This window comes from Pseudoteredinibacter isoporae, from assembly GCF_040372805.1.
In the GTDB taxonomy this organism is placed as follows: Bacteria; Pseudomonadota; Gammaproteobacteria; order Pseudomonadales; family Cellvibrionaceae; genus Pseudoteredinibacter; species Pseudoteredinibacter isoporae_A.
Window position 1 is genome coordinate 39,105 of sequence record NZ_BAABWJ010000010.1, and the last position, 25,157, is coordinate 64,261.

Consider the following 25,157-nt stretch of genomic DNA (forward strand, 5'->3'; position numbering starts at 1 on the left):
GAAAGAACAAAGAAACTCGTCATTTCGACAGATCCGTATGTCGTGACATGTTTATAGCTTGCTCTGTGATGGGGCTGAATTACACTGGAAAGCTGTCTTAGGAGTTGGGTTGGTTTATGTTGTTAAGTGAAAAATTGGCAGCGTTGCTATTGTTGGTGTTTTGTATTTCCTGGTTCTTGCGAGAATTCCGTTGGCGGAAAACCGCATTATTTTCGAGTGCATTCCTGGCCTTTGTTTTAAGCTTGGGAGGTCGTTGGCACAGTTTTTTGTTGATGTATTTTTCAATCTTTCTGGTAGTCACTACTGTAATAGGTATCTATTTATCGCCTCGCTTTAGGGGAAAGAAAGTCGCCATCGTGAGTTCCGGGCTTCTGTTTCTTCTGCTATTGGGGCTGGCAGTGTGTTTGCCATGGCAGTTCCCGGTTGATGATCTTCCTAAGCCTACTGGGCCTTATAGGGTCGGGGTCTCAGATTTTGAGCTTCAGGATATGAATCGCAAAGATCCGTTTTGCTCAGGCGAGGACTGTGGCCATCGGCGTTTGAGCGTCCGGGTTTGGTATCCTGGAGAGTTAGGCGATGAGACAATTTCAAGACCGTATGCCACAGAAGAGGAAGTTAGCAGCAGCCTTGCAAGTTTTGCAGAAATGATGTCATTGCCACCTGCTGTGTTCAGTCACCTGAGTTCGATATCGACACACAGCATCGAAGGGCTTGGGGTTGTCAAGGGAGAAAAACGTCCTGTTTTAATTTTCAGTCATGGCCTGTACTCATATCTATGGCAGAACACGGTGCTTATAGAGCATCTTGCCAGTCATGGTTATATGATTTATGCCTTACATCATCCTTATGATGCAGCCGCTGTTGAGTACGATGATGGTTCGATTACCAAGGCCTGGATACCTGAGCAGAATTCTGATCAGTTGGGGCTTCAGGAATTGAGGCGCAAAGCCTATTCGGAAGTTGATGTTGGGAAAAGGTTTGAATATTTTTTGGATTATATTGAAAGGGCTGTGAGCGTAAAGGATTCGAAATTGTTGCGCAGTGCTCCGCATTGGCAAAAGGATCAGCTGTTTTTATTGAAGAGCCTTGTATCACGGGATATTCCGAGGCCTGTCCAGGCAATTGTGGCCAAGGGCGATTACAAACGTATTGCATTTGCTGGAATGTCATTCGGAGGCAGTGCGGCTATGGGATCTTGTCGTCACAGCGAGCGATGTGTGGCGCAAATTAATCTTGATGGTGCTGACTCTCACTTGGGTGGTTTGGATCGGCCGATCTCTGCCCCGTTGCTGCACTTTTATCAGGATCACCATCAACAGCTAAAGAATAAAGCGCCCGATCAACCGGTAAATACTGCATTGATGTTTAACGACTTTTCCATACAAGCTTTTGATGGTGCCGAATCAGGCCACGATAGCTACCAATATATTGTTAAAGGCAGTCGTCACTTTGCCTTCACCGATAGCAGTATTTTACTTTCGGGTTTGGCCAGAAGTGCGTTAGTGGGTAAGCCGGATGGAAAAAGCATGATGGATTTACAGAATGACTTTGTGTTGGCTTTTCTGGATCACTACATGCTCAAAAAAGACAATGGTTTTCCTGTTGCGCAAGAAAATAAATGGATAGCTTTCGTGAACAAGCATCAAGCTGCGCAGATACCTCTTTGGTGGAAAGGTATATCACAGGAGAGACAGGAAAAACTGACCGGCCGCTTGCGCCAGCTTCAGGAACAGCTAGGCAATCAATATTAATGAATGGTTCGTGTGTGAACGATTGAATCTCGGTATGTCAGCCAAGGTTGCGATGACAACTGATTGATTCCGGCTAATAGTAGGGGAATTTTGAAGCTAGTTGAGAATGAGGGCAGAGAAGAGTTTGCCAAGCTTTAAAGGCTTGGCAAACCTGATTCGAGCTTGCTGTTAACCGGCTTCACGGTTTTGATGGCCACTCAGACGTTGAGAGGTGCGTGCTGCATCTTGAGCTCGACGTTTTAATTCATCCCAGCCACGTTGCGTCATGCAGGTTTTTTTCATGATACGGGTGCCGGTTGGGCGGTATTTCTGGCAGATTTTTTTATTTGGATCCTTTGAGGCTTCCGTTTTTTCTGGTGTCGCCTCTGCTTTTTTCTCTTCTGCATGTACAGGAAGCACCGTTAGTGCGGCAATGGTGAGTGCAGATAGCAAAGATAGTTTTTTCAAGTTCACAATGGTTCTCCTCGGTATGCCGTCAGGATGTTATTCGATATTGCGAAAAAGATATTGCCCGGAACAGCGGGAAGATGTATTTGGATGGGTATTGAGAGCTGTCTGGAATTGAAAATTTGCCAAGCCTCTTGGCTTGGCAAATTTTGTTAAAGCTTAGAAACCGCCAGTTGGACCTTCTTCACGGTTCTGGTGACCACTCAAACGCTGAGAGGTACGAGCAGCTTCTTGAGCGCGACGTTTCAGTTCATCCCAACCACGTTGAGTCATACAAGTTTTCTTGGCAATGCGAGTACCAGTTGGACGATACTTTTTGCAGATCTTCTTGCTGGATTTTTTAGCCGCTTCAGCGCTTTCATCCGCAGCGTGAACAGGGGACGTGGCCAGGGCTGCAATTGCTAGCATAGGGATTAGCGACAATTTGATTGACTTCATGGTGGCTCTCCTTAATGAAATACCAAGTTATTATCTAATGTGTTGCAATGAGGAAACGTGTTTCGGGAAAAATTTAAGACGTCTGCGAAGCCAGTAGGGCTTCGCAGATAAAGACTCTAAATAGTGAATTAACCACTCTCGCGGCTTTGCTGGCCGCTCAAGCGTTGAGAGTTGCGAGCGGCTTCTTGAGCGCGACGCTTCAGCTCATCCCAAGCAGCTTGGGTCATGCAGGTTTTCTTGGCAATGCGAGTACCGGTTGGGCGATACTTTTTGCAAATCTTTTTATTGGCTTTCTCTGCAGCTTCAGCTTTTTCATCCGCAGCTTGAACGGGAGAAACTGCCAAAGCCGCGACTGCTAGCATTGGGATTAAAGATGATTTAATCAGTTTCACAATGGAACTCCTATTAACATTGTTGTCACGGCTTACATTAGACTTAGTTTATGTAAACAATAACTTAGTCTTTAGAACCTGACTCGGTGAGCAAAACTACCAGCTTATGGGCGTGTAGGTAAAGGTCACAGGTCAGTCTAAAGTTGCAACCTTAGCCAATATTCGTCGAAATGCCAAGAAAATAAACCGCAATATAAAGTTTTACATTACGGTTCTACCCAGTATTTGTGACGCGAGGAGCATTAATTGAAATTACTGCTGTCTGCGGGGGTCGGATTTATTGAAGTGATTTGAAAGGCGTTGTCCCAAGCGCGCGGCGTCTTGTGCTCGGCGTTTAATTTCTTTCCAGCCACGTTTTGACATGCAGGTTTTCTTGGTGATTCGTGTTCCGGTAGGACGGTATTTTTGGCAAACGATTTTAGTATCGTCATCCGTATTGGCTTCTTTTTCAGCGGTCATCCCTGCTTGACTGAATAATCCTATGCTTAAACAGATGGCAGAGAACGCCAAAATATTCGCTAACTTTGTAATTCGATAAGACATAACTACTCCTGTTGATGGCTGCGGAATCAGGCTTCGAGTATTGCGGACATATCCAATGTGGGTCGCTAATACACTTGGCTGTCTTATCCAATATATAAAGCCTATCCGCGTTGAATCCATACAAGTTGAATTCTTGCCAACTTAAGTTGCTGTTGTGTCTATGGGTTTTTAATAGGTGGGACGCGTGCTGTTTACGCCATTAATATAAAGAAAACAGACGAAAAATAATAAGGGTGTCTGTTGCAAGGCAGAAGCTGTTAACCTTCTGCCTTGCAAATGGTTGCTTAGTTGCGGCCTGAGCCAGGGTGTAAAGGGTTTTCGATATTTTGATGGCCGCCCAGTCGTTGTCCGGTGCGCGCGGCGTCTTGAGCTCGGCGCTTAAGTTCGTCCCACTGACGTTTGCTCATACAGGTTTTTTTGGTAATGCGTGTGCCGGTGGGGCGATACTTTTTACAGACGCGACGATCGTCATCTTTAGCGGTATCTTTTTTTTCAGCCGCATGGCTGTTCATGCTTACTCCCAGGCTGAGAGCCGCGATGGTCAGGCAGTGGATTCCATATTTTGCGATAGCTTTCATTATGAATGTTCCTCATTTTTTATCATTGGTTTTACTCACTGAGTAAGCTTGCGACACAAACTGTGTTTACAGCGAAGTGCTGGTGCAGCAACAGGATGAGTAAATCTTGTTAGATCGAGTAACGTTGCAACGCGTGTGGCCGGGACCACATATAAATCTGCGAGGCGGGTTAGGCGGTTTGCGTGCTTTCGCAGAAGGCTCACTATACAAAGGGCCCAGGCATCAAACAATGTTTAGCTAAAAACTATTACAAGAAGCTATTTGATAGAAATGATTGTTTTTTTGATGTGTTATTGGCTCAAGGATTTAATTTTGGACCGTACAAATCTTAATCGCTCCTTTGCATTTGCGTCGCATAAGCCCCCATTTTATGGGTCGAATTGTTCAAAAAGCACACTGGATTGTCAGTTTTATGCAAAGTTCCTATTTAAAGTGCTAATTATTTCATTTTTTTACATATTTTCTTGAGGGAGCACCCAATACCTTCGTTTATATCGTGACGGCGGTTTTCTTACCGCCAAATCATAGAAAAAGCATCAAGATAAAAATCCATTGAGGGGATGCACACATGAAGAAAACACTGCTTTCATCTGCAGTTAAGAGCGCTATCGGCTTTTCCGCCGCTGCTCTGATTATGCCTGGCGCTGTGTACGCGCAAGAGTCTGGCGACGCTGCACAAGAGCTTGAAGAGGTAATGGTAACCGGTTCGCGTATTCAAAAAGCGAACTTGGTAAGCTCCAGCCCTGTTACTCAGATCGGTGCTGAGGACATCCAGGTTGGCGGTATTACCCGTGTGGAAGACTTGTTAAACGACCTGCCTCAGGTAGCTGCGTCTAACAGCTCCGGTGACGCTAACGGTGCAACCGGTACAGCAACTCTTAACTTGCGTAACTTGGGTACTGTACGTACTTTGGTTTTGGTTAACGGTCGTCGTCTGCCAGCGGGTTCTCCAGTTGGTGGTGGTACTGGTTCTGACTTGAACCAAATCCCAGCTGCTTTGATTAAGCGTGTTGAAATGCTGACTGGTGGTGCATCTTCTACCTACGGTTCTGACGCTGTTGCCGGTGTTGCCAACTTCATCATGGTTGACGACTTTGAAGGTGTTGAAGTTAACTATCAGCACAGCTTCTACCAGCACAAGAACGACAACGCCTACATGCAGGGCCTGAACGCCGCTAACGGCTTCACCGCTCCTACTGGTAGTGTTTCCGACGGTCACACTGATGATTTCTCTCTGATCATTGGTGGTAACTTCGACGATGGTAAAGGTAACGTAACTGCTTACGCGACTTACCGTGAAATCGATCCTGTAAGACAGGAAGGTCGTGACTACTCTAACTGTGCATTGAATAACAGCATTTCCGCTTGTGGCGGTTCATCTACTTTGCCTACCGGTCGTTTCACCGACTTCGGTACTGCACTGCGTGGTGACGGCAACGGTGGTTTCGTATTGGGCACTGACGGTAACCCTCTGGCGGGTGCTGGTGACAGCTTCGACTTCATTACCCAGGGTAACGACTTTGTAGATCGTAACGGTCTGTTGTACAACTACGCACCTGCTAACTTCTACCAGCGCCCAGATGAGCGCTACACAGCTGGTGTTTTCGCCCGTTACGAAGTAAGCGACAAGGCTGAATTCTACGCCGAATTGAACTTCATGGACGATCAGACCAATGCTCAGATCGCTCCTTCCGGTGCTTTCTTTGTAACCAGCACTCTGCCATGTGGTAACCCGCTGCTTTCTGATCAGCAATTCCAGGCAGTATGTGGTGACAATGGTTTGACTCGTGACCAGACCCAGAACGTATTTATCGGTCGTCGTAACGTTGAAGGTGGTTTCCGTAACCAGGATATCCGTCACACCTCTTTCCGTGGTGTATTCGGTCTGCGCGGTGACCTGAACGAGACTTGGTCTTACGACATGTACTACTCGTACTCTGAAGTTTCTTACGAGGGTACTTATAACAACGAATTGTCTACTACCCGCATCGGTCGCGCGTTGGACGCGGTAACTGACGCCAATGGCAACACTGTATGTCGTTCTGTTGTAGACGGTTCTGATCCTAACTGTGTACCTTGGAATGTTTTCCAAACTGGTGGTGTAACTCAAGCTCAAATCAACTACTTGCAGATTCCTCTGTTTGATCGCGGTACTACCGATCAGAAAGTTATCTCTGCGTTCGTAGCGGGTGACCTGGGTGATTACGACATTAAGATGCCTGCAGCTGATAACGGCATTCAGGTTGCGGTTGGTCTGGAATATCGTAAAGATAACCTAGACTACAACCCGGATTTGAACTACCAGAGCGGTGATGGTGCTGGTCAGGGTGGTCCAATCCCAGCTGTTTCTGGTGGTTTTGAAGTTAAAGAAATCTACGGTGAGGTTTCTATTCCTCTAGTAGAAGGTCGTGAGTTTGCTGAAGAGCTGACTCTGGACTTGGGTTACCGTTACTCTGACTACTCGACTGATGTAGACACTGACACTTATAAAGTGGCTCTGGGTTGGGCACCAAGTACTGACTTTAAAGTACGTGGTAGCTACCAGAAAGCGGTTCGTCACGCTAACGTTCGTGAGTTGTTCCGTCCTCAGTCCATTACTCTGTACGATATGGATGCTGACCCATGTGCTGGCGCGACCCCAACTGCAACTCTTGAGCAGTGTGCGCGCACTGGTGTAACTGCTGGTCAGTACGGCAGCATCGCCGATTCTCCAGCCGGTCAGTACAACCAGTTGTCTGGTGGTAACCCTGATCTGAACCCAGAAAGTTCTGAAACTGTTTCTTACGGCTTCATTTGGACTCCTGAGTTCGCTGACGGTCTGACTGTAACTGTTGATTACTACAACATCGAAATTACCGATGCGATTGACTCCATCAGCCCAGAAACGACTCTGAATCAGTGTTTGAACACTGGTGACGACCAGTTCTGTAGCCTGGTTAACCGTGGTGCTGTATCTGGTACGCTTTGGTTGGGTAATGACAACATTGTAGCAACCAACATCAACATCGGTTTCATTGAAACTGAAGGTTTGGACTTCACTTTCGAATACGAATTCGACGTTGCTGATCTGGGTTCTGTAGCTATCATGAACAATGGTAACTTCGTACTGAAATACGATCAGGAAGAGTACCCAGGTGCGGGTATCGAGAGCTGTGAAGGTACTTGGGGTGGCGCATGTGGTTCCCCAACTCACGATTTCAAGAACAACTTGCGTGTAACCTGGCACACCCCTTGGGATCTGAGCCTGTCTTCTACTTTCCGTCACACTGCGGAAATTGAAGCTAAGAGTTCTACTCAGTTGGATCTGGGTGCCCGTACTTACTGGGATCTGGGTGCGATCTATCAGCTGAACGATGCGACTACTTTCCGCGCGGGTGTTCAGAACGTATTGGATCGTGAGCCACCATTTGCTAACGGTGGTCCATCCATCTTTGGTAACGGTAACACCTTCCCAGGTACTTACGACGCTCTGGGTCGTTACATCTTCTTGGGTGCAACTATGTCTTTCTAATCTCTTGATTAGATAGCCTAGTTAAAAAGCCGCAAGCTTGCTTGCGGCTTTTTTTATGGGTGTTAAAAATACTTGAGAAGCGAGAAGCGAGAAGCGAGAAGCGAGAAGCGAGAAGCGAGAAGCGAGAAGCGAGAAGCGAGAAGTAAAGGGGGATTTGAAGCGGGCCGCAGGGCGACCCGTTAGAAGTATTGAGGGCTTAGCGGATGCGTTTTACTTTCGTGCTCTTGCCTTCGTCAACAATAGTTAGGATCTGCAGGCCGAAGAAATTCGTGGTAATCAATACCTCGGGATTGTTCATGTTAACTGTCCAGCGAGTCCCGCCTTTTTGATTGCGTTGTTCCCACACTTGGCCATTTTCCAAATAGAATTTTGTATTGCCTTTCCAGCCTTTAAATGTACCTTTGATGCGGCTGCGAATTTCCGTTTTGGTTTCTTCTTGGACCGCTTTAACGTTTTGACGTATCAGGGCAGAGTCCTGAGCGGTGTACTTAATTAGCCAACTATTCAGGGATTCGAGCTCACCGGCGTTAAGTTTGTTCAGGCCGCTCTTCTGGAATTCTTCTTCATCCATGAGCTTTTTTATGCCAGGGAAATCATTGGCCTGAACCGGGCCAGTCGTTGTGAGCAGCATTGAGCCTAATAACGTGCTTGTCAGTAAAAGTTTGGAAGTCATAGGGCGGGTCCGTGAATAGGGTTGTTAGCTTTGGATGCAGGACTTTGTAAAAGGTTTCATTTATGTCGCGTTAAGCGCTTACATAAAGTGATAGTTAAAGCGAGTGTACCAGTAACGGCCTTTAATATCATAAGTGCGCGCATCGTGATTATCTAGGAAGGCTGAGTCAAAGAAAGGAGGGCTTTGGTCAAAGACATTGTCGACGCCCAGGCTGAGGCGCATTTTCTTGTTCACATCGTAACTGAGTTGAATGTTCTGATTGAGCCAGCTTGCGGTTTTGCGAACCGCTTGGCTGAACATTAGGGTTTCTTCGACCGGGCTAACGTAATGAATGTTGTAATTCACTTGCCAGCGTTGTTTTTTATAGCGAATACCTGTGCTGACTTTCCACTTGGGGAGGGCGCCATTGCCTTCTGAGGCTTCATCGGCAAATGTGCCAGCCAGGTTTTCGGTGCGTTGATCAGGGCTACTTTGTTCTCTGTAGCGGTAAATGTGTGCGGCATTCAGGGACACGTCAAAATGTCCGCCGAGCAATGGCAGGTTTTTATAGTGCACTTGGATATCCAGGCCGCCAATGTTGCGTCGCCCGATATTAAGGTTGGGTGCGATCACCTGGCGTATATTACCGGCCTCGTCTCTTGTTATCAGCTCTTCGAAACGCCCAAATTCCGCATTCTGGTTGATAACAAACTGCGCACTGGCATCAACGACGTTGCGTTGGCTGATGTCAAAGTAATCAACGCTCAGGTAAAAATTACCAAACCCAGAAGGGGTCCAAACGAAGCCCAGTGTGCTGGTGTCGGCCAGTTCGGCTTTCAAGTCGGTATTACCGGCGTTCAACGTTAAAAACTGGTTCAGGCTGGGGTCGGACTGCTGCGTGCAGCCGGGCAGTGTGCCGACATTGGCCATATTGGCGCAGGGGTCGTTAAGTGTCAGAAAAGAGGCAGTTTCACCGGCGTGAAGTTCTTTCAGGCTGGGGGCGCGAAAGCCTTCCGCGTAACTTGCTCGAATCAGCAGGTTGCTGATGGGGCGATAGCGAATGCCGGCTTTCGGGGAAGTGTTTTTGCCGAAATCACTAAATGAAGAATGGCGTACAGCAAATTCAACATCCAGCATATTAAGCCAGGGACGCGGTTTGGCCAGTGGAACAAAGAGTTCAAAAAAAGCTTCCTTAACCTGGCGTTGACCGAGAGTGTTGCCGAGAACGCCGCCACCAACAAAAAAACTGTTGTTTTGTTCTGATAGAAACTTGGTTTTCTCGGTGCGATAGACAATGCCGCCAAGTGCCTGACTGGCGCCCGCCGGTGTGATGGCGATGTCGCTGCTCACGGTGGCTGAAAACTCATTGAGCTCGCTGAAGCCGGAGGCTCGTGATTGAGTGCTGATAAATGCCAGCTGCTCTGGGGTAATTTGTCCGGAAAATAAGTCCAGAGGGACGCAGTTATTGATGTCTAGGCTTTGGCATTGTTCGCTGGGTCCCAGCGCGCGTTGCAATCGTCTGCCGTCGAAAATTCCAGTGAGTATTTCGCTGGATTCGCTGCGGCTCCAGTTCCATTGGGTGGACCATTCGAGGCCATTCCAGTTGCCATCCAGTTGGATATTGCTGCGATAGCTTTTGGAGTCGTCGTCCTGCAGGCGGGGGCCGGCTTCCAGAACGCGGTACCGAGCGTCGTGAATGTCTTCGCCAAATGGATTAAAGACATTGTCTTGTGAAATGACTATGTCTTCTTGGCTGAATGCCGTGAAGATAGGGGTGGAGGCCAGGGTCGCTTGGGCCTGGCTGTGGGTATAAGCCAGGTCGATGCCCAGTTCGACGCGCTCATGCAGTTGCCAGTTGATAAATCCATAGGCGGCATCTTGCGAAGACTCGGACACAGCCGAGGTTTGTTCGGCAAAATTGTACAGGTCTTCGGAGGTTGCGGGCCGGAAGCCGCCGTTGCCGTCAAAAGTTAAGACCTCATTGTTGGCCAGGGTAAATCGCCCGCCGGGAACGCCACTCGAGCGATTATCGGTTCCGCCAAATGGTCGCCCATCAGCACTGGCCGATAACGCTCTATCGCGACTGAATATAGGGTCTCGTTGTTGATGAGAGAGAATCAGTAGCGCATTGCCGTGATCAAAATCTTTACCAAGGCTCAAGTTGCTGTTGAGGCTGTTCAAATCACCCCGGCTGCTCTGGCCGTAATACTGATTAAAGTTGGCGCCGTTGTACTCTTTTTTGAGGTTGATATTCACCACCCCGGCGATGGCGTCGGAGCCGTACACGGCTGAGCCGCCACCTTTAAGAATTTCAATACGTTCGATGCTGTCTGTCGAGATGCTGTTGAGGTCGACGGCGTCCCCGGCAAAACCACTATTGGCGATGCGGTGTCCGTTGATCAGTACCAGGGTATTGCTGGCTGGCAAGCCTCGCAAGGTAACGGTTGCTGTGCCGTCACCACCGTTACCAATGGATGTCGATGTTGAATTCCCGGATACCGCAGGCATGAATTTCAAGAGGTCGCCCACCGACTGAACACCGAGATCGGCAATTTGTGGTGCCGAGATGATATCGACCGGCGCGCTTCCTGATAAGTCGTGACGCTTGAGACGGCTGCCGGTAAGTGGTCGGCCAATGACGGAAATCTCTTCCATTGACCCATATCGAAAGGGAGCTTCCTGGGGGTTTTGCGTGCCCTTGCTCGCTTCTAGACGGATAACTTTCGGGTTGAGTGCTCGGTACTCGATACCGCTGCCCTGTAGGAGGGTTTTCAGAGCTTGTTCGAGTTGATAGTCCCCTTTAACGGCCGGGGCCTGTTTGCCGTTTAGTAGTTGTGTCGGGAAGATAATACTGATGTTTTGGCTTTTGCCGAGGTATATCAAGCTCCTGGCCAAATCCTGAGCAGGCAAATCCAGCTGAACGTTGAACTCCACCGCGTTACTGGCGTCGCTTGGCGAGTCCTTTGCCCATGCGCCTATGGGTTGGCTTGCAGCCAGGCAGGCAGCAAAAATAGCCGGCCATTGCGATGAATATTTGTGCAAAATCAGGTGCTCTTTAATTCAGCTATTATTGCGCCTTGGGCTCATGGCTCCGTGCAATGGTACTAGGGCGCGCTGCTATTTTGTATACAAAAGTACAAACAAGATCACATTTATAACTGAATTAAAGTCATAGCTCAAATTTGGCGTGTATCAGCGCTTATTGAGGGGATGGGTGGCGCTATTTGATAAATAGGCGAGTCTTGCCGTTTTCAGTCAATTCCTGCTGAATGGCAAATGTTTCGATAAGGGCCGCCAGTGTGGTATCGGGTTCTTCCAAACTGAAAGTACCTGAAACCAGGGAATATCGGAGGCTTTCATCACTGGTATCAACCGGTTCAATCAGGTAGCGGTTGAGCTCCTCGAGGGCCTGCTGCAGTTTGGTTTCCTGAAATACCAGTGTCTTATTGCGCCAGTTGACCGTTTGGCTGTTTTGCTTGGGCATGACTAAGCCAAGGCCGGTACGTTTGAAGACGTTAACCTGTTGGCCTTCGCTCACGAGAGCTTTGCTGCCGGCAATCTGCTCATGACCAGTTTTTTCTGAAACCCGGATGCGACCTTCAGTTACCACGATGTGGCTGCTGTCGTCTTTTTTATGAATGTTGAATTCGGTGCCGATCACGTTGACTTCGGCGTCACCCAGGTCGACGCTCAAGGGGCGCTCGTTGTCACTGTTGATATCAAAGTACGCCTCACCTTGATGCAGGCTGATTTCGCGAGAATCATCATCAAAGTACACATCCAGCTTTGAATTGGTGTTCAGTTCGATGCTGGAGCCGTCTGGAAGCTCAATTTCTGCGAATTCACCGCGAGCAGTGCTAAAGCTGTTTTCATACACATTGCCGGGGTTGGCTTGCCAGAATATGACCGCGGCCGCCATCAGAACTGTCGCGGCGGCGGCACCAAGGTACTGCCAGCTGAAAGCATTGGTGGTTTGTTTGGTTTGGCGTTCAACGGGGTTGCTGGCAAAGGCGCTCGCCTGCCAAGTGTCGAGAACTTGATCAAATGCTTCGGCATGTTGAGGATCTGTTTCCAGCCAATCAGAGAATCTCTGTTTGTCGGACAGGGCACAGCGGTCAGAGCGTAATCTGACTATCCAGTAAGCGGCTTGATCAAGCAGCTTTGGGTCTAAGGCGCTGTTTATGGCGCCACTGTGCTCGGGGGTCACGGCTATTCCTTGCAACACGAGACTTATATTTTAGGTCGAATGTCGCGTAACTGGTTCTAGTTTTCAAATATCAAGGTAGAAAAATTGGTAATTTACCGAATGATCAAAATATAATTTGGCATTCGTTTTTTTGTATTCCCAATTGTTCCGGTTTATACATAGCTTAGACGGTTAATATGACACTTTCCGCATCATTTAATTCAAAAAATTTTAAATTTCGCGGTGAGTCGGATTAACGGCGGGATTAACGGTAGAAATGGGGGCAGATTTCAGTGTTTGAGGGCCTGATGGCACTGTCGAAGGGCGAGTAAAATGTATTTTTCGACCGAACTGACCGATACCCCCATTTCTTTGGCAATATCGCTATATGCCAGCCCTTTGCTGCGGTGAAGCAGGAAAGCCTGACGGGCCTTAAAGGGGAGGTCGGAGATGGTTTCTTCAATTTGAACCAGTTCTTCTTTGGCGGAAAGGAGCCTTTCGGGGGTCGCCTGGTCGACATAGTTGCCGGAGGATTCTTCGATTTCAGGGGCAGTAGGAGTTTCGCTTTGCAAATAGCCTCGGTGGAGCTTGGCTCGTCGCAGCTGATCAATGGCCAAATTGGAGGCGGTTTGATAAAGATAGGCGCGAGGGTTGTCCAGCTGGTCCAGATTCTCCAGCTTTTGAATGCGCAAGAAAGCACCCTGAGCAATATCTTCAGCGTCTTCTTGGTTGCGGGTTTTACGGGCAAGAAATCGAACCAAGCCCGGGGCATGTTCGTTAAACAACTGCTCAAGAATCGACTTGTTCTTTTCTGGGCACTTGTTTTCTGAGCTATCGCCGTTGTTGTTGTTACTCATTAATCCCTAGCAAATATAGGTCTTGACTAATAAGGACTGCCTAGCGGTGCGCAAGGTCAATCGGTACTTTCTATACTTTTATCTTCCCGCTTGTGGCGGTGCCGGCCTGTTTAATTTTTGCGCTACATGGTAAAAAAGTACGCAGTATTATTGTTGGCTTATCGGGCCATCATAGCAAAAGGAAAGCCCAGGCACTACCTGCTGCCGGAAGTTTCCTAATAATAATATCTGTTTTAGCCCCTCTCCTTTGAGGTGGGTCAAATCCTTCTAAATTGTAGAAACTTACTATAGTTATGAGAGGTATTTGCCATATCGCCACTGACTTTTGGAGGATTTTACTCAGTCGGGAATTCGCGTGTTACCATTTGGCTTCGCTCGCGATAACAAATATGAGTAAACTCTAATGATTGTGGCCTGCTTCGGCAAGGGCCGCAGGCAAAAACTATAAGGGCTATTAATTAGCCAACGTGATTTGTTTGACTAAAACGGAGTGTAATCCATGAAGAAATTAGCCCTATGTTTATTAGGTGCCGCCATGTCTATAGCCCCGCTGGCAAACGCTGCTGATGCAGCGGCGGGTAAAGCGAAAGCTGCGATATGCGCAGCCTGCCACGGAGCCAACGGTATCAGTGCGATTCCGCTGTATCCGAATTTGGCTGGCCAGAAGGAGCAATACCTTCTGAAACAGATGAAGGATTTTAAATCAGGTAAGCGCTCTGATCCTGTCATGAAGGCGCAGGCGGGCTTATTGTCCGATGCCGATATGGCAAATCTGGCGGCTTATTACGCCAATCTGAAGTAATGTTTGAAGGCGGGGTTACCCGCCTTTTTTGTTGTGACATTTCCCACTGTATAAACCTCTTTCTCTCCTCCCATTGCTTTTGCTTCCTCCGATGCTGCTATTTCCCGTCGACTCATCTATAGTCAGCGTTTGCAGTTAGTCATATTTAACAAAAGGTGTAAGAAACAGCGATGAAAACACGAGCAGCGGTTGCCTTTGCGGCGGGTCAAGATTTGCAGGTTGTCGATGTCGATTTACAGGGGCCCAAGGCAGGCGAGGTCCTGGTGGAAATTAAGGCAACCGGTGTTTGCCATACAGATGCTTTTACCTTATCAGGTGACGACCCTGAAGGTGCGTTTCCTGCCATCTTAGGTCATGAAGGTGCCGGCGTGGTTGTTGATGTGGGCCCTGGCGTGAGCAGTGTGAAGCCGGGTGATCATGTGATTCCTCTATACACACCGGAATGTCGCCAGTGTAAGTTTTGTTTGCACCCCAAAACCAATCTTTGCCAATCCATTCGAGAAACCCAAGGGCAAGGTTTGATGCCAGACGGCAGCAGTCGCTTTTCTTTAGATGGTCAACCCATTTTGCATTATATGGGGTGTTCTACATTTTCCAATTACACCGTATTGCCGGAAATTGCAGTGGCAAAAGTGCGTGAAGACGCTCCTTTTGAAAAGATTTGCTACATCGGCTGTGGCGTGACAACCGGTGTGGGCGCGGTTGCTTTTGATGCGAAAGTTGAGCCGGGCTCAAACGTAGTTGTGTTTGGTTTGGGCGGAATTGGCTTGAATGTGATTCAAGGAGCAAAATTAGTCGGTGCCAATAAAATTATTGGTATTGACATGAATCCTGAAAAAGCCAAGCTGGCCGCTCAGTTTGGTATGACCGATTTTATTAATCCGGCGAATGTTGAAAATGTGGTGGATCACATTGTTCAGTTAACCGACGGTGGTGCGGATTACAGTTTTGAATGTATTGGTAATGTAAATACCATGCGGCAGGCGCTGGAGTGTTGTCACAAAGGTTGGGGTGAATCTTTTATTATCGGTGTGGCCGGCGCAGGCCAGGAAATCGCTACCCGACCGTTTCAATTGGTGACGGGGCGTTCTTGGAAAGGTACCGCGTTTGGAGGTGCCCGAGGGCGAACCGATGTGCCTAAAATTGTTGACTGGTATATGGACGGAAAAATCAATATCGATGATTTGATTACCCATACCATGCCCTTGGATGACATCAATAAGGCTTTTGATTTGATGCACAACGGTGAAAGTATTCGTTCGGTCATACTGTACTAGGAAGGCGTAGCTATGGAACTCCTTAATCAGCAAATGAGTTTTGCCGGGGTGCAGCGTCAGTATAAACACCAGTCCAGCTGTTTGGATTGTGACATGGTATTTTCTGTTTATCTCCCGCCACAAGCTCAAGAAGAAGTTGTGCCAGTGGTGTTCTGGTTATCAGGACTCACCTGTACCGATGAAAATTTTGTAACCAAGGCTGGTGCTCAACGTATTGCAGCGGAATTGGGCTTGGCCATTGTGTGCCCGGATACCAGTCCTCGCGGAGAGCAGGTGCCGGATGATCCAAGTGGCGCTTACGATTTTGGTTTGGGCGCGGGGTTTTACTTGAACGCCACTCAATCACCATTCGATAAGCATTACAAAATGTACGATTACATTGTCCACGAATTGCCAAGGCTGTTGGTTGAGCTCCCACTGGATTTAAGTCGAGCATCCATTATGGGGCATTCAATGGGTGGCCATGGCGCGTTGACGATAGCCATCAAAAATCCGAGCCAATATCGCAGTGTTTCGGCCTTCGCGCCCATTTGTGCGCCCAGCCAGTGTCCGTGGGGGCATAAGGCCTTGGCGGGTTATCTGGGGGTGGATCAGAAAGCCTGGGAAGAATACGATGCAACCGCACTGCTGTTGGAGCGAGGCTGTGATTTACCGATTAAAATAGATCAGGGAGAAGCGGATGCTTTCTTGATTGAGCAGCTGAAGCCAGAGCTGTTTTTAGCGGCAGCTAAGGTGGAATCGGTCAATGTCGAATATGCTCTGCATGCCGGCTATGATCACAGCTACTTCTTTATCGCCAGCTTTATTGAGGCGCATCTGCGCTTTCATTCGGAATATCTGAGTCGCTGAATACTTTCGTTAAATTTCTTGCCCAAGGGCGATATCGCCGTGGGCTTTGAATCCGTTTTGTATTTGGCCTTGCCTAACGATGTGTTCACGGTTCCAGTTCCGGGCCGCTGAGGTTTGACCTGGCGGCCTGTGAATTAATACTCCGCCCAACTTCCTGTTTAAGGATCGCTTGGGCTGAGTTTACTGACCAGTAAAACTGCCAGGGCCGAGAGGAAGAAACCTGGAATCAATTCATACAATCCCCAGAGTTCAGCTTTGAATTGCGCCCAAACAATAACGGTTACGCCACCGACAATTACTCCGGCCAGCGCGCCGTTCTTATTCATACCTTTCCAGTACAAGCTCAATAAAATAGCAGGGCCAAGTGAAGCCCCGAGGCCGGCCCAGGCATAGGACACGACATCCAACACTTTACTGTTTTTATCCATTGCCAGTAAAACTGCCAGGATAGATAAGCCCGCGACCGCATATTGACCGATGCGTAGGCGTTGTTCCGAACTCAGGGTTTCCTTTCGTATTACGGGATAAAGATCTTCGGCAAGAGCTGAGGAACTGACCAGCAATTGTGAATCCACAGTGCTCATAATGGCCGCCAGAATGGCCGCTAATAATATACCCGCCACAATTGGGTGGAAGAGGGCACTGACCAAGGCCATAAATATTTTTTCGCTGTCGGCAATGGGTTGATCAAATTGCACATTGCCCGCGAGACCGATCAGTATGGCGCCGACAAAAATAAAAAAGGTCCAGACCAATGCAATCCAAGTGGCGTTTTTAACTTGATCAGCTGATGCGATGGCTTTGAAACGAGCGAGGATATGCGGTTGTCCGAAATAGCCCAATCCCCAGCCCATAAGGCTGATAATGGCGATGGCGCTGAGGGCGTCTCCGTTCTTGTCGGTCCAGGGGTTCAGCATGTGAGGATTAATATGCTCAATGTGGGCGAAGAAGGGATCGATGCCTCCAACCTGATTCATCACGGCGATGGGCACCATCAACAGTGCTGCGGACATCAGCAACCCCTGAAACACATCCGTCCAGGATACCGCCAGAAAGCCTCCGAACAAGGTATAGAAAATCACGATAGCGGTACCGACAATGACCGCCCAATAGTAATCCAGGCCAAAAACGGCCTCGAACAATTTGCCGCCGCCAATCAGTCCTGCGGCAACGTAAAAGAGAAAGAACAGCAGAATAAACACTGAAGCAATGGCCTGCAGTATGCGTTCCTGAGGGGCAAACTTTTTCTGCAAATACTTGGGTAAGGTGACGACATCCAGTTCCTGGCTTGCCTGGCGTAAGGGTTTGGCACAGAGCATCCAGTTGGCGGCAACACCGATCAGGAGGCCGAGTGCAATCCATAGATTGTCCAATCCGGACAGATAAGCGGCACCGGGCAGTCCCAGCAGTACCCAACCGCTCATATCCGACGCACCAGCACTGATGGCGGCGACAAACGGGGACAGGTTTCGACCTCCCAGGAAGTAGTCGCTGGCATTGCGGGTTTGTAACCAGGCGTAAATGCCAATGCCCAAGATAACGGCAAGGTAGAGAACAAAAGTGGTGATAACAGCAGAATTGAGTTCGAGCATATGAGGATGGCTTTTTGCTTTAATTGTGAGCTCTTTTTACTTGTCGAGTCCCTAAAAGTCCAGTTTGATCTGGGAGTTCCCGAGATTTTTCGGGCGGTGAGGTCAAAATAAGCGGTTTATAAGCTTGGCCAAGCCGATAACGGTGAAATATAGGGTTGCCTTCAGGAATTCAGCAACACATTGGGAGGGTCTTGGTTATAATGGCGGCGATTTTGAATGTCGGGTTTGGTTTTTACTGAAAAGGTTAGAATATGAGTGATTCTCAAAAGCGCAATCGCCGTTTGCGCAAAAAGTTGTACCTGGATGAGTTTGCAATTCAAGGCTTTGAATTTGCCTGCGATATCAAGGAAGCGTCTCAAGAAGAGTACGACAATTTCTTTGATGCACTGGTTGAAGTGGTCGGTTCTCGCGATCTGTACGTGAATCTGGGCGACTGTGATGGTCGTTTCTACGGCATCGTGACGTCCGGTGAGCGCTATGGTTCGGCAACTGAGGAAGATATTGCCGCCGTGAAAGCCAGTCTGGACGCTCAGGCGATTGCGGAAAATGTGGAAGTGGGTAGCCTGATCGATGCGTTCTATGGCAAGCGTCAGCTGGCCTAGACAGCGATGGGGTCAGAGTGAAAGCTCTGACCCCAATTCATTATTGAAATAGATTCTGATACTGCTGACGCAGTTCAACTTTCCGTACTTTGCCGGTACCGGTCAGAGGCAATGCCTCAGCGATGACGACCTTCTTTGGCACTTCAAAATTTCCCAACTCCAGCTTGCAGTGTTCGATAATGGCTTCTTCATCCAGCTCTTTGTCGCTACTGGGCACCACACAGGCGCAAACCGCTTCACCCCAGTGGGGGTGAGGAACACCAAATGCAGCGGCCTGCAAAATACCACCATAAGACAGCAGCGACTGCTCAACTTTCATAGAAGAGACATTTTCACCGCCCGATTTAATCGTGTCTTTCTTGCGGTCAACAAATAACAACTGGCCTTCTTTATCAATCAGGCCCAGGTCACCACTGTGATGCCAACCGAACTGGCTGGCCTCAGCCGAGGCTTCCGGGTTTTTGTAATAGCCACTCATCGCTTGCGCACCACGCCAGACGATTTCGCCAATCTCCCCTTGTGGTAATTCATTGCCCTGGTCGTCAATGACGGCTTGCTCCACGGTGCTCACGGGCTTGCCCCAGTAGTTGCCTTCGCCAAATTCCGTTGGGCTTTTATCCATGAACAGGCAGGCGGCCGGTGCGAACTCTGTTTGACCACTTCCCAAGTGCATCTTGCAACCGAAGACCTCGCGCACGCGATTGAGGCTGTTGGCATCCATTGGAGCCATTGCATAGATACCCAGTTCAAAGGAAGACAGGTCGCGTTGTTCTACACCTGGAGAAGCCGTCAAGGCATTCCACATCATTGGCAAGAGTGTCGCATTATCGACCTTGTCTCGCTCTATCGCGTCGAGCACCGCCTCCACATCGAAGGATTTGTGAATGATAATACTGCCGGTGCGGAGCAGGGTCGGGAACGACATCGACAAAGCGGCGCAATGGAACAGCGGCAATATCAGCAACATGCAACCCTCCTTCTTGGTGTCGAGCTCCAGTGCGCCAGTCAGTGCAGCGATGACGAGGGATAAATGAGATGTCTCGACGGCTTTGGGACGTGAGGTGGTGCCCGACGTATAAATCATATGGGCGGTATCGCGATCGCGGATGATGCGATCCAAAATCTCATCTTCACTTTGGCCTTCGATGAGAGCATCCATGCTGATGTCGGAATCGCCTTTCTCTGAGCCTATTTGAATGTTCAAGCGAATGTCGTCATTGCCTGTCATGCAAGGGCGAATGACGCCCGCCAATATGTCTTCATACACAACGGCAACCGATTCGCTGTGTTCCAGGTTGTAACGAATATCCTCCGGGTTCTGCATAAAGTTGAGGGGGACAACGACAACGCCCAATTTATAGCACGCAAAATAAGTAACAAACATGTCGCTGCAGTTGCTTGAAGCCAAAGCCAGTTTTTCGCCTTGCTGAATGCCTTTGGCAATCAGGCCGTGGGCCATTTGATTGACACGCTTGTTGAGCTGGGCGAATGTGTATTCTCGCCTTTGTCCTCCAGGGAAATCGACAAGAGCCAGCTTGTCGCCGTCCTCTCGGCTGCGGCGACGTAGCATATCTCCCATGGCTACACGTTCAATGATATTTTGATTCAGGCTGTTGTCGGTCATCGCAATTAGCTCCGGTTATTATTAACTATTTACGGCTTCTTGGGGGCCTCTGACCATCTCTGGGCAAAGGTATCTCTCGGCATATCGTCAAAACTCACAAACCCGGGTGCCGTAGGGCAGTCCGGGTTTTTCACTCTTTGTTAGGGTGTTTATTGTTGGTTCATCTCATCAATCAACAAATAAATCCATAAATAAATCAGTACACTCTGGGTCATTCAAATATTTGTCGAAGTCGGTGTATCCTCGTTCGCGCAGTATGTCTTCGTCGATCAAGGCTTCACCGCTCAGTGTTTTGCTGTCACTGGTGAGAATTTCATACGCCGCGTCTGCCATAATTTCCGGGGTTCGTGACTTGGACAACAGGGAGTTATCGATTGCGAATTCCACTGCGGCAGTCGCGATGGTTGTTTTCGGCCACAGACAGTTGGCCGCAACACCATCGTTACGTAACTCTTCTGCTAAACCGAGGGTCAACAAAGACATTGAATATTTGGTGACGGTATAGGGAATGTGGCCACCCAACCAATGTTTGTTTAAATTCAGTGGTGGCGAAAGCGTAATAATATGGCCATTGTCTGAGTTTTTCAGATGAGGAATGGCCGCTTTGGAGCATAGGAGAGTACCGCGGGTATTGATGCTGTGCATCAAATCAAAACGTTTGGACTCCGTGGCCTGAACATTACTTAGATTGATCGCACTGGCATTGTTGATCAGAGCATCAATGCCGCCAAATTCAGCGACAGCTTTGTCCATTGCTTCGTTGATCAGGGCTTCATCGCGCACATCCACCTTTAGGGCCAAAGCCTGCCCTCCCGCAGCACGCACTTCTTCCGCCACGGTATGAATGGTGCCCGGTAGTTTCGGGTGAGGTTCATCGCTTTTGGCGGCGATAACAATATTGGCGCCATCCTTTGCCGCTCGCAGTGCTATCTCTCGACCAATACCTCGGCTTGCACCGGTAATGAAGAGCGTTTTACCTGATAAATTTGACATAGTTTCCTCGCAAGCTTGTTATTCGTCGTTGGTCTGTACTTCGGCCAGCAGCTGTTTGGATTTCACTTGATCACCGGCCTGAACGTTAATGTTGCTGATAACGCCGTCAACATCTGCTTTCAAGGGGTGTTCCATTTTCATGGCTTCCATGATCAGGATGACGTCACCTTTTTTCACCTCGTCACCGGCAGAGGCTTTAACTTCCACAATGGCGCCATCCATAACGGCTTTAATCTGGCCAGAGCCCGCTTGATCGGCTCCCAAGGCCGGTAGGCGAGACACATCCTCAAAATGCAGATCGCCTCGCTCTGTACTCAGGTACAAATTCTCATTACTGATGGTGTACCAGCAACTTTGCTGGACCCCATCGCGTTGGTAAAGCGCACGGTTATGTTCGAGCTTCAGCAGCTGAAGGTTGTTGACGGTGGTCGCGCCCTGACCGGGGGGTTGAAGAATAATGTCGCCGCCCAACTGTTGAACGTGAACATTGCAGCGCAGTGTCACCTCGGTCACTTCCTCAGCATGGCGAAGTTTAAAATTGCCGCTGTGGTGTTTGAAGCTGCTCCAATGAGCTCCTTGGCGGTGTTGCTGGCTGTTGTGTTCAGCTAGAATCAAGCAGGCCAATGCCCAATCGTCGGCGTTGGCTGTCAGGGCTTGCATGCTTGGGTCGTCGGCAAAATGGTCTGCCAGGAAGGCCGTGGTAGCGCCGCCCTGCTGAAATACATTGTGATCAATGACTTGGGCGAGAAAATGACGATTATTTTCAACGCCAAGCAGTACAGAATCCTCCAGCATACGTTTTAAACGGCGAGTGGCATCGGCGCGATTTTCCCCCCAGGCGATCATCTTTGCGAGCATGGGGTCATAGTGCGGTGAAACCACTTGGCCATCGGCCAACATATGGTCACAGCGCAGACCATCTCCTTCTGCCTGACGCCACAGAAGAACATCACCGGTTTGGGGCAAGAAATTTTGACGCGGATCTTCCGCGTAAAGACGCACTTCCATGGCGTGACCGCGAAGTTGAATGTCATCTTGTGCTTTTGGCAGTGCTTCGCCGGCAGCTACTTTGATTTGCCAGGCGACTAAATCGGTTCCGGTAATTAATTCGGTAACTGGGTGCTCGACCTGCAAGCGAGTGTTCATTTCCAAGAAATAGAAATTACGTTCGTGGTCTACCAAAAATTCTACTGTCCCTGCGCCGACATAGTCACAGGCTTGCGCCGTACGTACGGCCGCTTCGCCCATGGCTTTACGCAGCTCAGGTGTGACAAAAGGGGAGGGGGCTTCTTCAACGACTTTTTGATGTCGACGTTGAATTGAACAGTCGCGTTCACCCAAGTAAACACAGTTGCCATGCTGATCGGCAAATACTTGGATTTCAATATGGCGAGGTTCGACAATGGCTTTTTCCAAAATGATTTCACCGTTGCCAAACGCGTTTTCAGCTTCCGAGCGCGCCGAGCTGATTAGCTCGCGCATTTCCGCTTCGCTGTGTGCGATGCGCATACCACGGCCACCACCGCCAGCTGTGGCTTTGATCATGACCGGGTAACCGATTTCATTGGCTTCGCGCACCATGACTTCATCACTTTGGTCGCTGCCGCTGTAGCCCGGGATGCAAGGAACGCCGGCATCCAGCATAGCCAGTTTGGCCTGCCGTTTATTGCCCATCATGTCGATGGCTTTTACTGGTGGACCAATAAAGGTGACACCGGCTTCGCTGCAAGCGTTGGCAAAGTCGGCGTTTTCCGACATGAAACCATAGCCAGGGTGGACAGCATCGGCGCCACTGCGCTTTACGGCATCGAGAATAGCGGGCATGTTCAAATAGGATTGGCCGACTTCAGCGGGGCCAATACAAACAGCCTTATCGGCCATATGCACATGCAGGGCATTGGCGTCGGCTTCAGAATAAACGGCAACAGTACGGTAACCCAATGACTGGGCGGTACGGATTACCCGACAGGCAATTTCGCCTCGGTTGGCTACCAGAATGGTATTAATTGCGTTGTGTTCAGACATAATCTTCACTCTACGAAGTTACTTTTTACTCGTCACTTATTGAGCCCACTCGGGCTTGCGTTTCTCAACAAAGGCCATGGTGCCTTCGGGGCCTTCGCCCTGAGTGACAGCATCACTGAATTTTCTGGCGGCATCATCAAGCAGAGGTTCGAGCTCTTCATTACCGACTCGCAGCAGCAAAGCTTTAGTCACGGCATTGGCCTCCGGTGCACATTGCTTAACTTGTTCAACAGCGGCCTGAATTTGAGCTTGAAAATCTTCGTCATCCACAGCCACGCTGTGGACAATACCGAGTTCTCTGGCTTCATCTGCTTTAATGCGAACATTGAAAAGCGCTAAGCGGCGGGCTTGTGTTAAACCGACCCGTGCGGCGACAAAGGGAGCAATTTGTGCCGGCGGTAATCCCATGCTGGTTTCGGGAAGAGCAAAACGTGCACTGGGGTGTGCAATGCCCCAGTCGGAAATACAGGCCAGACCGAAACCGCCGCCCATAACCGTGCCTTCCAAGGCGGTGATTAACACCTGAGGGATTTGGTTCGCCAGAGTAATCATCTTTCCGAATTGTCGATTCAATCGGAAATAGGCATCCGGGTCGCCTTCTGCTGCAGCTTGGCTGGCGCCCGACATATCTTTCAGGTCGCCACCTGCACAGAAATGACCTTCAGCGCCGCGAAACACCACTGCACGGATGTCGCGGCGTGGCAGTAATGCCTCAAAGATGGCCATCATTTCTGAAACCATATTCAAGGTCATTGCGTTGCGACGTTGGGGGCGATTGATGGTCAGGTACAAGACATGGTCCTGTTGCTCAACAATCAGTTCTTTGCACTGTGGCAGCTCAGTACTCATGATTTTCCCCTGTTATTTTTTATGACGCGGTGAAATGTCCATCAGCTTGGTAATAATGCCAAGCATCACTTCATCAGCACCACCGCCAATGGACACCAGGCGGGTATCACGATAGAAGCGAGCAATGCGATTTTCCCACATGAAGCCCATGCCTCCCCAGTACTGTAAACAGGCATCGGTTATTTCACGTGACAAACGACCCACCTTGAGTTTGGCCATGGACGCTTTCAGTGTGACGTCTTCACCATTGATATAACCTTCGACCGCGTTGTAAGTCAGCGCGCGCAACGCTTCAATTTCGGTTTGCAGTTCGGCCATGCGATAGTTAACCACTTGATTGTCCAGGACGGACTTACCAAAAATCTGACGCTCTCGAGTGTATTTAATGGTTTCTTCAATGCACTGTTCCAAACCCAGAATGCCGTTGGCGGCTGCGAACAAACGCTCTTCCTGGAACTGCAACATTTGATAGGTAAAACCCTGGCCTTCTTCGCCAATCAAGTAACGTTGGGGGACGCGCACGTTGTCGAAAAAGATTTGCGCGGTGTCGGAAGAGCGCATGCCCAGTTTATTCAAACGATCTGAAAAGCTGATGCCTGGCAAATCGGTGGGAACCACAATCAAGGATTTATTGACGTAGGGCTTATCGTCAGAAGTATTGGCCAACAAGCAAATGAAATCGGCCTGAGTGGAATTGGTGATCCACATTTTGGTGCCGTTGATGATGTAATCGTCACCATCTTTGCGCGCTGTTGTTTTAATGTTGGCAACGTCGGAACCTGCATGGGGCTCGCTGACGCCAATGGATACGACTTTTTCACCCGCAATGGCTGGGGCCAGAAATTCGTGACGCAGCTCATCACTGCCAAACTTGGCCAATGCTGGGGTCGCCATATCGGTTTGTACACCGATGCCCATAGGGACGCCACCGCAATGGGCTGAGCCCAGGGCTTCTGAGAAAGCAATCTGATAACTGTAGTCCAGTCCCATACCGCCAAACTCTTCGGGCTTGGCGATGCCTAACAGGCCGAGAGCCCCCATTTTTTTGAACAGTTCTTTGGCGGGAAAAATGCCAGCTTCTTCCCACTCTTCAACATAAGGGTTGATTTCTTTTTCAACAAACGCCTTGGTTGTACGCATGATTTCATGGTGTTGTTCGTTATACAGCATGGTGTCAATTCCTTAAGTG

General features: G+C 49.1%; 21 protein-coding genes. 6 read left to right on the forward strand and 15 right to left on the reverse strand.

Translation table 11 applies throughout. The features are described from left to right. The first annotated feature begins 272 nt into the window (after positions 1–272). Complete coding sequence (locus ABWW03_RS16850; protein ID WP_353410523.1) at positions 273–1,751, forward strand: hypothetical protein; 1,479 nt, start codon at positions 273–275, stop codon at positions 1,749–1,751. 168 nt (positions 1,752–1,919) lie between these two features. On the opposite strand, the gene ABWW03_RS16855 is transcribed toward ABWW03_RS16850, so the two are convergent. From ABWW03_RS16855 to ABWW03_RS16875, 5 genes are all read right to left on the reverse strand, one after another. Then, on the reverse strand, positions 1,920–2,204 hold the full coding sequence (locus ABWW03_RS16855) for a hypothetical protein (protein ID WP_353410269.1): 285 nt from the start codon (positions 2,202–2,204) through the stop codon (positions 1,920–1,922). Between the two features lie 153 nt (positions 2,205–2,357). Further along, the gene (locus ABWW03_RS16860; protein WP_353410271.1) at positions 2,358–2,636 is read right to left on the reverse strand and encodes a hypothetical protein; all 279 of its coding nucleotides are present in this window, start codon (positions 2,634–2,636) and stop codon (positions 2,358–2,360) included. A 128-nt stretch (positions 2,637–2,764) separates the two neighbouring features. Continuing rightward, on the reverse strand, positions 2,765–3,028 hold the full coding sequence (locus ABWW03_RS16865; RefSeq protein WP_353410273.1) for a hypothetical protein: 264 nt from the start codon (positions 3,026–3,028) through the stop codon (positions 2,765–2,767). 252 nt (positions 3,029–3,280) lie between these two features. Then, positions 3,281–3,571, reverse strand: a complete 291-nt coding sequence (locus ABWW03_RS16870; RefSeq protein ID WP_353410275.1) for a hypothetical protein — start codon at positions 3,569–3,571, stop codon at positions 3,281–3,283. Positions 3,572–3,855: 284 nt separating this feature from the next. Next, positions 3,856–4,149, reverse strand: coding sequence for a hypothetical protein (locus ABWW03_RS16875; RefSeq protein WP_353410277.1), 294 nt, complete (start codon positions 4,147–4,149; stop codon positions 3,856–3,858). A gap of 568 nt (positions 4,150–4,717) precedes the next feature. Between ABWW03_RS16875 and ABWW03_RS16880 the strand changes: the two genes are divergently transcribed. Then, complete coding sequence (locus tag ABWW03_RS16880; RefSeq protein WP_353410279.1) at positions 4,718–7,660, forward strand: TonB-dependent receptor plug domain-containing protein; 2,943 nt, start codon at positions 4,718–4,720, stop codon at positions 7,658–7,660. Between the two features lie 196 nt (positions 7,661–7,856). Here ABWW03_RS16880 and ABWW03_RS16885 read toward each other — a convergent pair whose 3' ends face one another. The 4 genes from ABWW03_RS16885 to ABWW03_RS16900 form a co-directional block, all read right to left on the reverse strand. Next, the gene (locus ABWW03_RS16885) at positions 7,857–8,231 is read right to left on the reverse strand and encodes a hypothetical protein (protein ID WP_353410281.1); all 375 of its coding nucleotides are present in this window, start codon (positions 8,229–8,231) and stop codon (positions 7,857–7,859) included. A 180-nt stretch (positions 8,232–8,411) separates the two neighbouring features. Then, positions 8,412–11,354 (reverse strand): TonB-dependent receptor, encoded by a 2,943-nt coding sequence (locus tag ABWW03_RS16890; protein WP_353410283.1) that lies wholly within the window; start codon positions 11,352–11,354, stop codon positions 8,412–8,414. A gap of 178 nt (positions 11,355–11,532) precedes the next feature. Next, positions 11,533–12,519 carry a FecR family protein gene (locus tag ABWW03_RS16895; protein WP_353410285.1) on the reverse strand — a complete coding sequence of 329 codons (987 nt, stop codon included), beginning with the start codon at positions 12,517–12,519 and terminating at the stop codon, positions 11,533–11,535. Positions 12,520–12,788: 269 nt separating this feature from the next. After that, positions 12,789–13,355: an RNA polymerase sigma factor gene (locus ABWW03_RS16900; RefSeq protein ID WP_353410287.1), complete on the reverse strand. Its 567-nt coding sequence runs from the start codon at positions 13,353–13,355 to the stop codon at positions 12,789–12,791. Between the two features lie 535 nt (positions 13,356–13,890). Here ABWW03_RS16900 and ABWW03_RS16905 point away from each other — a divergent pair. From ABWW03_RS16905 to fghA, 3 genes are all read left to right on the forward strand, one after another. After that, positions 13,891–14,157, forward strand: coding sequence for a c-type cytochrome (locus ABWW03_RS16905; protein ID WP_353410289.1), 267 nt, complete (start codon positions 13,891–13,893; stop codon positions 14,155–14,157). A 170-nt stretch (positions 14,158–14,327) separates the two neighbouring features. Further along, positions 14,328–15,434, forward strand: a complete 1,107-nt coding sequence (locus ABWW03_RS16910) for an S-(hydroxymethyl)glutathione dehydrogenase/class III alcohol dehydrogenase (protein WP_353410291.1) — start codon at positions 14,328–14,330, stop codon at positions 15,432–15,434. A gap of 12 nt (positions 15,435–15,446) precedes the next feature. Next, positions 15,447–16,283, forward strand: a complete 837-nt coding sequence (gene fghA / locus ABWW03_RS16915) for an S-formylglutathione hydrolase (protein WP_353410293.1) — start codon at positions 15,447–15,449, stop codon at positions 16,281–16,283. A gap of 158 nt (positions 16,284–16,441) precedes the next feature. Here fghA and putP read toward each other — a convergent pair whose 3' ends face one another. Continuing rightward, entirely contained in the window at positions 16,442–17,875 is a 1,434-nt protein-coding gene (putP, locus tag ABWW03_RS16920; RefSeq protein ID WP_353410295.1) for a sodium/proline symporter PutP, read from the reverse strand. 251 nt (positions 17,876–18,126) lie between these two features. Between putP and ABWW03_RS16925 the strand changes: the two genes are divergently transcribed. Further along, positions 18,127–18,477: a YggL family protein gene (locus ABWW03_RS16925; protein ID WP_353410297.1), complete on the forward strand. Its 351-nt coding sequence runs from the start codon at positions 18,127–18,129 to the stop codon at positions 18,475–18,477. Positions 18,478–18,517: 40 nt separating this feature from the next. On the opposite strand, the gene ABWW03_RS16930 is transcribed toward ABWW03_RS16925, so the two are convergent. The 5 genes from ABWW03_RS16930 to ABWW03_RS16950 all read right to left on the reverse strand — a co-directional run bounded on the left by ABWW03_RS16930 (position 18,518) and on the right by ABWW03_RS16950 (position 25,138). Continuing rightward, on the reverse strand, positions 18,518–20,101 hold the full coding sequence (locus ABWW03_RS16930) for an AMP-binding protein (protein ID WP_353410299.1): 1,584 nt from the start codon (positions 20,099–20,101) through the stop codon (positions 18,518–18,520). Positions 20,102–20,269: 168 nt separating this feature from the next. After that, positions 20,270–21,094 carry an SDR family oxidoreductase gene (locus tag ABWW03_RS16935; RefSeq protein WP_353410301.1) on the reverse strand — a complete coding sequence of 275 codons (825 nt, stop codon included), beginning with the start codon at positions 21,092–21,094 and terminating at the stop codon, positions 20,270–20,272. An 18-nt stretch (positions 21,095–21,112) separates the two neighbouring features. Beyond that, positions 21,113–23,119, reverse strand: coding sequence for an acetyl/propionyl/methylcrotonyl-CoA carboxylase subunit alpha (locus ABWW03_RS16940; protein ID WP_353410303.1), 2,007 nt, complete (start codon positions 23,117–23,119; stop codon positions 21,113–21,115). Positions 23,120–23,155: 36 nt separating this feature from the next. After that, a complete protein-coding gene (locus ABWW03_RS16945) occupies positions 23,156–23,968 on the reverse strand; it encodes an enoyl-CoA hydratase/isomerase family protein (RefSeq protein WP_353410305.1) in 813 nt (270 codons plus the stop codon). Positions 23,969–23,980: 12 nt separating this feature from the next. Next, on the reverse strand, positions 23,981–25,138 hold the full coding sequence (locus tag ABWW03_RS16950; protein WP_353410307.1) for an acyl-CoA dehydrogenase family protein: 1,158 nt from the start codon (positions 25,136–25,138) through the stop codon (positions 23,981–23,983). Positions 25,139–25,157: the final 19 nt, after the last annotated feature.

Coding starts and splice junctions, on each gene's coding strand:
- ABWW03_RS16850 (WP_353410523.1), top strand. CDS start 273: ATGTATTTTTCAATCTTTCTGGTAGTCACTACTGTAATAGGTATCTAT.
- ABWW03_RS16860 (WP_353410271.1), bottom strand. CDS start 2,636: ATGAAGTCAATCAAATTGTCGCTAATCCCTATGCTAGCAATTGCAGCC.
- ABWW03_RS16870 (WP_353410275.1), bottom strand. CDS start 3,571: ATGTCTTATCGAATTACAAAGTTAGCGAATATTTTGGCGTTCTCTGCC.
- ABWW03_RS16875 (WP_353410277.1), bottom strand. CDS start 4,149: ATGAAAGCTATCGCAAAATATGGAATCCACTGCCTGACCATCGCGGCT.
- ABWW03_RS16880 (WP_353410279.1), top strand. CDS start 4,718: ATGAAGAAAACACTGCTTTCATCTGCAGTTAAGAGCGCTATCGGCTTT.
- ABWW03_RS16885 (WP_353410281.1), bottom strand. CDS start 8,231: ATGGATGAAGAAGAATTCCAGAAGAGCGGCCTGAACAAACTTAACGCC.
- ABWW03_RS16900 (WP_353410287.1), bottom strand. CDS start 13,355: ATGAGTAACAACAACAACGGCGATAGCTCAGAAAACAAGTGCCCAGAA.
- ABWW03_RS16905 (WP_353410289.1), top strand. CDS start 13,891: ATGTCTATAGCCCCGCTGGCAAACGCTGCTGATGCAGCGGCGGGTAAA.
- ABWW03_RS16910 (WP_353410291.1), top strand. CDS start 14,328: ATGAAAACACGAGCAGCGGTTGCCTTTGCGGCGGGTCAAGATTTGCAG.
- fghA (WP_353410293.1), top strand. CDS start 15,447: ATGGAACTCCTTAATCAGCAAATGAGTTTTGCCGGGGTGCAGCGTCAG.
- putP (WP_353410295.1), bottom strand. CDS start 17,875: ATGCTCGAACTCAATTCTGCTGTTATCACCACTTTTGTTCTCTACCTT.
- ABWW03_RS16925 (WP_353410297.1), top strand. CDS start 18,127: ATGAGTGATTCTCAAAAGCGCAATCGCCGTTTGCGCAAAAAGTTGTAC.
- ABWW03_RS16930 (WP_353410299.1), bottom strand. CDS start 20,101: ATGACCGACAACAGCCTGAATCAAAATATCATTGAACGTGTAGCCATG.
- ABWW03_RS16935 (WP_353410301.1), bottom strand. CDS start 21,094: ATGTCAAATTTATCAGGTAAAACGCTCTTCATTACCGGTGCAAGCCGA.
- ABWW03_RS16940 (WP_353410303.1), bottom strand. CDS start 23,119: ATGTCTGAACACAACGCAATTAATACCATTCTGGTAGCCAACCGAGGC.
- ABWW03_RS16945 (WP_353410305.1), bottom strand. CDS start 23,968: ATGAGTACTGAGCTGCCACAGTGCAAAGAACTGATTGTTGAGCAACAG.
- ABWW03_RS16950 (WP_353410307.1), bottom strand. CDS start 25,138: ATGCTGTATAACGAACAACACCATGAAATCATGCGTACAACCAAGGCG.